The organism is Immundisolibacter sp., from assembly GCF_041601295.1.
GTDB lineage: Bacteria > Pseudomonadota > Gammaproteobacteria > Immundisolibacterales > Immundisolibacteraceae > Immundisolibacter.
Genome location: NZ_JBFIII010000028.1, coordinates 22,488 through 31,139, shown reverse-complemented (window position 1 = coordinate 31,139; position 8,652 = coordinate 22,488). Strand labels below are relative to the sequence as shown.

Below are 8,652 nucleotides of genomic sequence, written 5' to 3'. Positions count from 1 at the left end.
GGGCGGGCAGTCGCACCGGGGTTTATCGATCCGCACACCCATTACGACGCGCAACTGTCCTGGGATGCCCTGGTCACGCCAACCGCGTGGCACGGCATCACCACCACGGTGATTGGCAACTGCGGCGTGGGCCTTGCCCCGTGCCGGCCAGACACACGCGAGCGCGCGCTGTGGGATCTGATCAACGTCGAGGCCATGTCGCGCGAGGTACTGGAGGCCGGCATCGACTGGCAGTGGGAATCCTTCGGCGAATTCATGGCCGCCACGCTGGGTCGCGGCAGCGCCATTAACCTCGGCTTTCTGGTGCCGCTGTCGCCACTGCGCACCTATACGCTGGGCGACGCCGCCAGCGAGCGGGCGGCGACCGTCGCCGAGACCGACACCTTGTGCGGCCTGCTCGGCGACGCCCTGTCGGCCGGGGCGCTCGGCTTCAGTTCCTCCCAGCAGCCCAATCATGTTGGCTACAACGGCGCACCGCTGGCCAGCCGGCTGACCAGCAACGACGAGTTTGCCGCCTACGCGCGAACGCTCGGCAAACACGGTCGCGGCGGCATCGAGATTGCGGTCACCAAGAAACTGGCCCACCTGCAGGACGAGGACCTCGCCCTGCTGGAGCTGCTGTGCGAGGAAAGCGGCCGGCCGGTGACCTGGTTGACGCTGCTGGACCTGAACTCCAGTCCCGGCTGCGCCTTTGCCGCCGTGGAGCGGGCCGCGCACCTCACCGCCAAGGGCTGCTATCCGCAGACCGTGGTGCGGCCGTTCATGGCTGAGGCGGATGTGCGCAATCCGTTCATGTTCGCGCCACTGCCGGCCTGGAAGGCGGCCTTCAACCAGACGGTCGAGGTCCAGAAGGCACTGTACGCCGATGCGGACTTCAGGCGTACGTTCCGGGCCGACATGGCCGAGGGCCGGTCCCTGGTGCGCGACTGGAACCACTTCGAGCTGCTGTCGGCGGACAACCCCGACCTGCAGCCGCTGCTGGGCCGCACGGTGGCGGACATTGCCGCCGAGCGCGGGGCCGATCCGTGCGACACCTTCCTGGACCTGGCGATCGCCGACGAGGTGAATACGCGTTTTCGGGTGGCGGTCGCGAACTCGGACGACGACAACCTGGCCCGCATGCTGACCGACCCGCGTATCCGCATTGGCCTGGGCGACGGCGGCGCGCACGTGGACATGCTGTGCGAGGCCGGCTACACCACCTATCTGCTCGGTTACTGGGTGCGCGAGCGCGGCCTGATGAGCCTGCAGCGCGCCGTGCAGCGCATCACGTCCGAGGCAGCCGGCCTGTTTGGCATCCGCGAGCGGGGCCTGCTGCGAGAGGGTTACTGGGCCGACATTGTGGTGTTCGACCCGCAGACGGTCGGTTCCGACCGCCGCCCGCACCTGGTGGCCGACCTGCCGGCCGGCGGCAAACGCATGATTGCCGAGGCGCGTGGCATCGACTACACCATCGTCAACGGCAGCGTGGTGTTCGATCACGGCCAGCACACCGGCGCGTTGCCCGGCGTGGCCGTGAACTGATTGGACGGTCTGAACCGGTCCATCCTGGACCGCTCAGACCACGGGCTCCGCAAGGTGTGACTTTCGGAGTCCTTCCAACTCACGGCGTGGAGCCTTGAGTTGGGCGGTACATTCCTGTGCCGCGTTGTGCATACACCAACGGTTCTGGAGGGTATCCCATGGACATGCGCGTCACCGAAACCGGTCACACGGCGCTGACTGACCCCGGCCGCTACTTCATCGACGAGCCGCAGGCTTTTAACGTGCACCGCGATCTGTTTCGTGATCAGGCACTGTTTGAGCTCGAAATGGCCCACGTATTCGAAGCCGGCTGGGTCTTTCTGTGCCATGAGAGTCAGCTGCCAAACCCGCACGATTTCTATACCACCCAGCTTGGTCGTACGCCGGTGGTGGTATTGCGTGGTGAGGACGGCGCCTTGCGCGGTTTCGTCAACGCCTGCCCCCACCGTGGTACGCGGTTGTACACGGCTCGCCATGGCACGGCGCAGGTGCAGATGTGTCCTTACCACGCCTGGTGTTTCGACTCGGCCGGGCACTGCGTAAAGATCAAGGACCAGTCGCAGGCCGGCTATGCGCCGGGCTTCGACGGCGAGCGGCATGACCTGACGCCGCTGGCCCACCTGACCAGTTACCAGGGCTTTGTATTCGGTGCGCTGCGCGCGGATGTGCCGGCCCTGGCCGATTACCTGGGCGATACGCGTTTTTTTATCGATACCTTCGCTGAGCAGTCAGCGCAGGGCATGGAAATCCTGCCCGGCGAGGTGACCTACGTGTACCGCGGCAACTGGAAGTTGCAGGTCGAGAACACCATGGATATCTACCACCTGACCACGGTGCACTCCACGTTTGCCAAGATCGTTCAGCAGCGCGGCGAACGCGAGGCGTCCGCGGCGGGTGCCGACAAGGTAAAAGCGGTCAACCTGGGGGCTTTGTCCGGCCTGCAGGCGGGCACTTACACCTTCCCGCATGGGCACACCGTGTTCTGGGGTTCCGATCCGCTGCGCGAGAACCGCGCCCTGTGGGCCATGCGCGATGATTTGCTGACGCGCGGTGTCGATGCGCACAAGGTGGAGTGGATGTTCCGCCCACGGGTGCTCAATTTCTTTCCGAACATCCAGTTCGTGGATAGCGCCTGCATGCAGTTGCGGGTGATTCGCCCGCTGGCGGTGGACCGCACCGAGATGACCATGTTCTGTCTGGCGCCGCGCGGCGAGCCACGCGAGGGCCGGCGTCGCCGCCTGCGTCAGTACGAGGATTTCTTCAACGCCAGCGGCATTGCGACCCCGGACGACGTGGCCTGTTACGAGGACATTCACGCCGGTGGCCTGGCCCATGCGAACAGCGAATGGATTCAGGGCTTCTCGCGCGGCATGCAATACGTCGTGGACGGTCCGGACAGCCACGCCCGGGAAATCGGCATCCGGCCACTCGAATCATGCAGCGGCGTCGAGGTGCAGGACGAGACCGTGTTTCGCGGCTTCTACCGCGAGTGGCGCCGACGCCTGGAAGCCGCGACCCATGACTGAAGCAGCAACGCTGGAGCAGGCCCGTCGGCTACTGTTCGACGAGGCAGCCTGCCTGGACCAGCGCCGCTGGGACGACTGGCTGGCGCTGTACACGCCGGACTGCGAGTTCTGGGTGCCGGCCTGGAAAGACGAATTCGTGCCCACCGCCGATCCACAGGGCGAGGTCTCGCTGGTTTACTACGACAGCCGCGCGGGTCTCGAAGAGCGTGTCTGGCGAATCAAGTCGACGGCCGCTCCGGCGCATCGCGTATTGCCGCGTACCTGTCACGCCATAAGCAATGTGCGCCTGCTGGAGGTCACTGCGGATGGTCTGGCCGTGCACGCTACCTGGCGGGTCGACAGCTACAAGGAAAAAATCGCCAGCAGCCTGTTCGGCTTTTACGACTACCTGCTGACGAGCCAGCCGGGCGCCTGGCGGATTGCCAAAAAGAAGATCACGCTCCTGAGCGACTGCGTGCCGTCGTATTTTGACCTGTATCAGGTGTGAGGCGGGCCCGGTCCAGGCAGCCGCCTGAACCTCGGACCAGCGGCAGCTTATTTGTTCCGGTCAACCTCGCCGCGAGGCGGTCCTAGGAAAGCGCTGAATCAATCCATCCTGGCTTTCTCAGCGCCTGCCATTGGAAAAGCGTGGTTTTCCGATGGCTGCGGGAAACACTGAATAGTTCAGCGTTTCCCTAGTTGTCTACATTTTTCCTGGGAAACGGCAGGATCATCGAAACCTGCTTCTTGTACTTTTCGTAGGCGGCTCCGTAATAACTGACCAGATCGCGCTCCTCCAGCTGAAGCGCAATCAGGATGTAGGCAGTCGTTACGCCCGCGAACAGCAGATGGGCGGTGGACATTCGGGGTATCGCCCAGAAGCCGATAATGAATCCCAGCATGATCGGGTGCCGCACCAGTCTATAAAGAAACGGCGTCCTGAAACTGATGTCGGTGTACTCCTGGCCCCGCCAGTTAAGGTAGACCTGTCGCAACCCGAACAGATCAAAATGACTGATCAGGAAAGTGCTGATCAGGACCATCAACCACCCCGCCCCGAAAAGCACCCACATCACCGCACGCCCGGCCGCATTCTGGATGTCCCAAACGGTTCCAGCCATTGGCTGCCATTGCCAGTAAAGCAGAATCAGCGCCAGACTCGACAACAACACATAGGTACTGCGCTCAATAGTCCTGGGAACGAAGCGGGTCCACCACTTTTTGAACGCCGGTCGTGCCATGACGCTGTGTTGGACCGCGAAGATGCTCATTAATGCCACGTTGACCAGTAAGGCCTGAGCAAACGGGCCTGCGGCGCCTGAATCGATCGACTTTGGCACCAGCAGATTGCCGACGAATCCAATTGCATAAAGAAACGCAATCAGAAAAATCAAATAGCAAACCGCACCGTATAACAGTGCCAGCATTCTGCCCATGACTCACCCTCCACACTGCAAGTGATTCTTCTATCAATCGCTCAAGCGGGTTCCTTCGCAAGAGTTTCGCTCATTCGGCCTGCCGCAACCAGACCCGACAATGCGGTCAGGCCGGCCACCAGCCACAGGGCCGCAGGCAGTCCAAACAGGTCAGCGGTGATACCAGCCAGCAGGGCGCCCACCGCGTAACCCAGATCGCGCCACAGCCGGTAGACACCCACCGCTGACGCACGCCAACTTGGGTGTGCGACATCGCCGATGGTGGCGAGCAGGGTGGGGTAGACCATTGCGGTGCCGATGCCAAGCAGCGTCCCGCCGGTGGCGAAGCCCGCGAAGCCGCTGGCGGTTGCAGTGACTGCGATACCGCCGGCCTGGATCCACATACCCCACACGATGAGCCATTTGCGGCCGATGCGGTCGGACCAGGCGCCAGCGAGCAACTGGCCGATGCCCCACACACCCGGATAGATGGCCGCCAGCGTGCCGATCTGGCGCAGCGACATCCCGGCCGCGGCAAAGAACAGCGGGAACAGGCCCCAGGCCATGCCGTCGTTCAGGTTGTTGATCAAACCCGCCTGGCTGACGCTAGACAGGTTGCGGTCGCCGAGCGAGGTGCGGCGGAATATCTGGCGCTGGCTCAGCGGCGGGCTATCGACCCCGGCATGATGGACCCGTACCTCGTGGGCCACGTGGTGACGGGTCTCGCGCACCGCGAGCACAGACAGCAGCAAGCCCACAGCGACGTAGCCGACGCCCAGATAAAACGGCTCGGGCCGCAGGCCGTAACGGGCGGCGAGCCAGCCGGTGGCCAGCGCGCTCGCCGCCACCGCGAGGTAGCCCGAAAACTCGTTGAGCCCCATGGCCAGGCCGCGCTGTTTGGGACCAACCAGGTCGATTTTCATGATGACAGTGGTGGACCAGGTCAGTCCCTGGCTGGCGCCCAGCAGCACATTGGCGGCCAGCACCCAGTTCCAGCTTGGCGCCCACATCAGCAGGAAGGGCACTGGCGCGGCAACCAGCCAGCCGGCCACCAGCACATGCTTGCGTCCATAGCGGTCCGACAGGCGTCCAGCGAAGTAATTGGTGAGTGCCTTGGTAATGCCGAACACGACAATGAAGGACAGGATCGCGGTGCGTGCGGCGAGGTGGAATTCCTGTTCGGCGATAGCCGGCAGGATGCTGCGCTCCAGCCCGACCATGGCGCCGACGAAGGCATTCACCAGCACCAGCAACGCGAACTGCGGCAGGTTCTCGCGCAGGCCCAGGCGAACGGTCGGCGCCGCTTGCATCAGGCAGCGAGTCCCCGGTTGGCGCGCACCATCGTCTCCATGTCTGCCGGGCGGGGCGGGATGTCCCTGGTCACCGCGTCGATAAACGCCGCCTTGCCCTGCGCCAGAGCCAGGTTCCAGCGCTTCTCGAAGCCCAGCGTCGAAGCCGGTTTGCCGGACAGTCCGGCGCCGCAGAGGCTGCCGGCCTGATGCCCGGGGTAGATCTCGACCTCGTCTGGCAACTTCATAAGGCGGGAGTGCAGGCTGTCGTAGAGCAGCCCGGCCATTTCACGCTCGCGGCCAGCCAGATCCGGGCGTCCGATGGCGCCCACGAACAGAGTGTCGCCGGTGAGCACGAACCAGGGTGCCTGCGCGCGGCGCAGGTCCGAGACCAGCAGGCAGACGCTGTCCGGAGTGTGGCCGGGGGTGTGCAGCACCTGGATCTGGACGTTGCCAACCTCGATCAGTTGATCGTCCACCAGCGGTGTGAATTCGAACCCGACCTGGCCGCGGTCCGACTCGTGCAGGCAGTAGGGCGCGCCTACGCGCTGGGCGAGTGCGCGCCCACCAGAGTAGTGGTCGGCGTGGACATGGGTGTCGATGACGTGAGTGATGCGCACCTGCGCGCGCTCGGCCTCGGTGATGAACCAATCCTCATCGCCGGCCAGGACATCCACGGCAACCGCCTTGCCGTGACCGGCGCAGCCGAAGAAATAAGACAACGAAGCATCTTTGGTCGCGAATTGCTTGAAAAACATAATGGTTTCTCCAGGCTCGGTAGTTTGATCGTTGCCGGTCAGGCGGCCGCTGTGCGCTCGATCGGCAGGCCCGCTGCCTGCCACTCGCTGACCCCATCCGCGAGCTTGCGGACCCGGAATCCGCGCCGGGCGAGCAGTGCCAGCGCCTCCCCGGCCAGCAGGCAGAACGGACCGCGGCAGTAGGCAACGATTTCGCGATCGCGTGGCAACTCGTCGAGGCGTTGCTCGATCTCGGCCAGGGGCATGCAACGCGCATGCGGCAGGTGGGCGGCCTGGTACTCGTCCCGTGGGCGCACATCGATGACGGTGATTTCGCCGCGTCTTGCCTGATCAAGCAGTTCGGCCCGACCCAGCGAGACCAGCTGTCGCGGATCGGTCGTAAGCTTGTCCAGCGCGAGGCGCAGCTCGGCCAGGTGAGTCTCGGCGACCTCGCGCAGCGTGACCCACAGGCCGGCGACGTCGTCGTCGCTCAGGCGGTAGATCATGTGCTTGCCCGCACGTCGGGCCACCACCAGCCGCGCTTCGCGCAGGGCTTTCAGATGGGCGCTTGCCAGCCGCATGTCGATGTCGAGCTCGGCGGCCAGGACCTCGACTGTTTTCTCCGCCTGGGCCAGCACCTCCAGCAGCTCGAGTCGCTTCGGACTGCTGATGGCCTTGCCGATACGGGCGACCTGTTCGTACAGGAGATTTTTGGTGCTTCGCTTGTTCATGGCATCAATCTAATAATCATTGGATTGTTTGTCAAAGCGCCACAATGACTGGCGTCGCGGCGCGCCCGGTGCGTGGCGGGTGGCCAACCGTGAGACTGTGAAGAGCCGCGAAGCGTTGCTCCGCCGGTCGTTTGGCAGGTCGCCGGATACTTTCGGCTTGGCCGTGTCAGCGATCGGTAGGCTGCGCTACGCTGTGCCAGGCCAGCACCCGCCGCCCAACGAGAACCCTTCATGGACGATTTTCTGTCGCCGGACATCCGCGAACTGCGCGAGGCCTTTGTGCAGTTCATGCAGCGCGAGATCCTGCCCGCGTTGCCGTCGTTCGAGGCCGCTGGCGAATTCCCTCGCGCTCTGGTGCAAAAAACCGGCGAGGCGGGCTGGTTCGGCTTGGTGTTCCCGTCGCAGCTCGGTGGAACCGACCTCGGCTTTCTGGCCATGGCCGTGCTGGCCGAGGAAATGGCGCGCCTGAATCCGGGCTTCGCGCTGTGTCAGAACCAGCAGGCCATGACCTGCCCGTACACGATTTTTGTCGGAGGCACGGATGAGCAGTGCCAGCGGTTCATTCCGGACCTTATCGGTGGGCGGGCCATCGGCCTGTGGTCGCTGACCGAGTCCGGCGGGGGCTCCGACGCCGCCGGCAACCTCAAAACCTTTGCCCAGCGGCGGGGCGATCGTTACCTGCTGAACGGTCGCAAGATGTTTGCGACGCTGGCCGACCAGACCGACACTGGCGTGCTGTTTGCCCGCACCGATCGCGACGCCGGCCACAACGGCATTACCGCCTTTGTGGTCGAGCCGCGAAAGTATCCCGGTTATTCCGCGCAGCCGATCGACTTCGTCGGTTTGTCCAGGATGACCCGCTCATGCGAGGTAGTGCTGGAGGATTTCGAGGTGCCGGTCGAGAACCGCATCGGCGCCGAGGGCGACGGCTTTCGCCTGGCCATGCATGCCATTCAGGCCGGGCGGGTATCAGTGGCGGCGCGCGCGGTCGGTATTGCCCGCGCCTGCCTGGAGGAAGCGATCCAGTATGTTCAGCAGCGACCGATCCGCGGTCGGCCGCTGGCCAGTTACCAGATGACGCAGGCGGCGCTCGCCGACGCGCTGGTCAGCGTCGAGGCGGCGCGCCTGATGACCTGGCAGGCCGCCACCCTGATGGATCAGGATCGCCCGGCCAACCGGGTTGCCGCCCAGGCCAAGCTGGCGGCCTCGTTCGCCCTGAAACAGGCGGCGGCCAGTGCGCAGGAACTTTTCGGCGGCTATGGGTTGGCGAGCGAGTACCGCATCGCCCACCTGGTCAGCTATGCGCATGTATTCCTGGTCGGGGAGGGCGCCCCGGCGGTGCAGCGCATCCTGATCGCCGAAGACGCGCTGGGCATCAAGGACGCCGAGCGCCATCGCGTGAGTTATCGCTACCCACGCGGCCGGACAGCCGGCGGCAGCTCAGGCTAAGG

At 64.6% G+C, this 8,652-nt stretch carries 8 protein-coding genes; 4 read left to right on the top strand and 4 right to left on the bottom strand.

Translation table 11 applies throughout. The features are described from left to right. From ABZF37_RS05540 to ABZF37_RS05530, 3 genes are all read left to right on the top strand, one after another. Positions 1 to 1,524 (top strand): amidohydrolase family protein (locus ABZF37_RS05540; protein WP_372717634.1); only part of this gene is annotated, 1,524 nt, incomplete at its 5' end. A 158-nt stretch (positions 1,525 to 1,682) separates the two neighbouring features. Next, positions 1,683 to 3,050 carry a Rieske 2Fe-2S domain-containing protein gene (locus tag ABZF37_RS05535; protein ID WP_372717632.1) on the top strand — a complete coding sequence of 456 codons (1,368 nt, stop codon included), beginning with the start codon at positions 1,683 to 1,685 and terminating at the stop codon, positions 3,048 to 3,050. Further along, positions 3,043 to 3,537: an aromatic-ring-hydroxylating dioxygenase subunit beta gene (locus ABZF37_RS05530; RefSeq protein ID WP_372717630.1), complete on the top strand. Its 495-nt coding sequence runs from the start codon at positions 3,043 to 3,045 to the stop codon at positions 3,535 to 3,537. The genes ABZF37_RS05535 and ABZF37_RS05530 overlap by 8 nt, the downstream gene beginning before the upstream one ends. Before the next feature lie 187 nt (positions 3,538 to 3,724). On the opposite strand, the gene mddA is transcribed toward ABZF37_RS05530, so the two are convergent. The 4 genes from mddA to ABZF37_RS05510 are packed head-to-tail and all read right to left on the bottom strand — an operon-like array spanning position 3,725 to position 7,201. Next, a complete protein-coding gene (gene mddA / locus ABZF37_RS05525) occupies positions 3,725 to 4,465 on the bottom strand; it encodes a methanethiol S-methyltransferase (RefSeq protein WP_372717628.1) in 741 nt (246 codons plus the stop codon). Positions 4,466 to 4,506: 41 nt separating this feature from the next. Continuing rightward, positions 4,507 to 5,754 (bottom strand): MFS transporter, encoded by a 1,248-nt coding sequence (locus ABZF37_RS05520; RefSeq protein WP_372717626.1) that lies wholly within the window; start codon positions 5,752 to 5,754, stop codon positions 4,507 to 4,509. Further along, the gene (locus ABZF37_RS05515) at positions 5,754 to 6,491 is read right to left on the bottom strand and encodes an MBL fold metallo-hydrolase (protein ID WP_372717624.1); all 738 of its coding nucleotides are present in this window, start codon (positions 6,489 to 6,491) and stop codon (positions 5,754 to 5,756) included. The genes ABZF37_RS05520 and ABZF37_RS05515 overlap by 1 nt, the downstream gene beginning before the upstream one ends. A 38-nt stretch (positions 6,492 to 6,529) precedes the next feature. Further along, entirely contained in the window at positions 6,530 to 7,201 is a 672-nt protein-coding gene (locus ABZF37_RS05510; RefSeq protein ID WP_372717622.1) for an ArsR/SmtB family transcription factor, read from the bottom strand. A gap of 231 nt (positions 7,202 to 7,432) precedes the next feature. Between ABZF37_RS05510 and ABZF37_RS05505 the strand changes: the two genes are divergently transcribed. After that, on the top strand, positions 7,433 to 8,650 hold the full coding sequence (locus ABZF37_RS05505) for an acyl-CoA dehydrogenase family protein (RefSeq protein ID WP_372717620.1): 1,218 nt from the start codon (positions 7,433 to 7,435) through the stop codon (positions 8,648 to 8,650). The last annotated feature ends 2 nt before the right edge of the window (positions 8,651 to 8,652 follow it).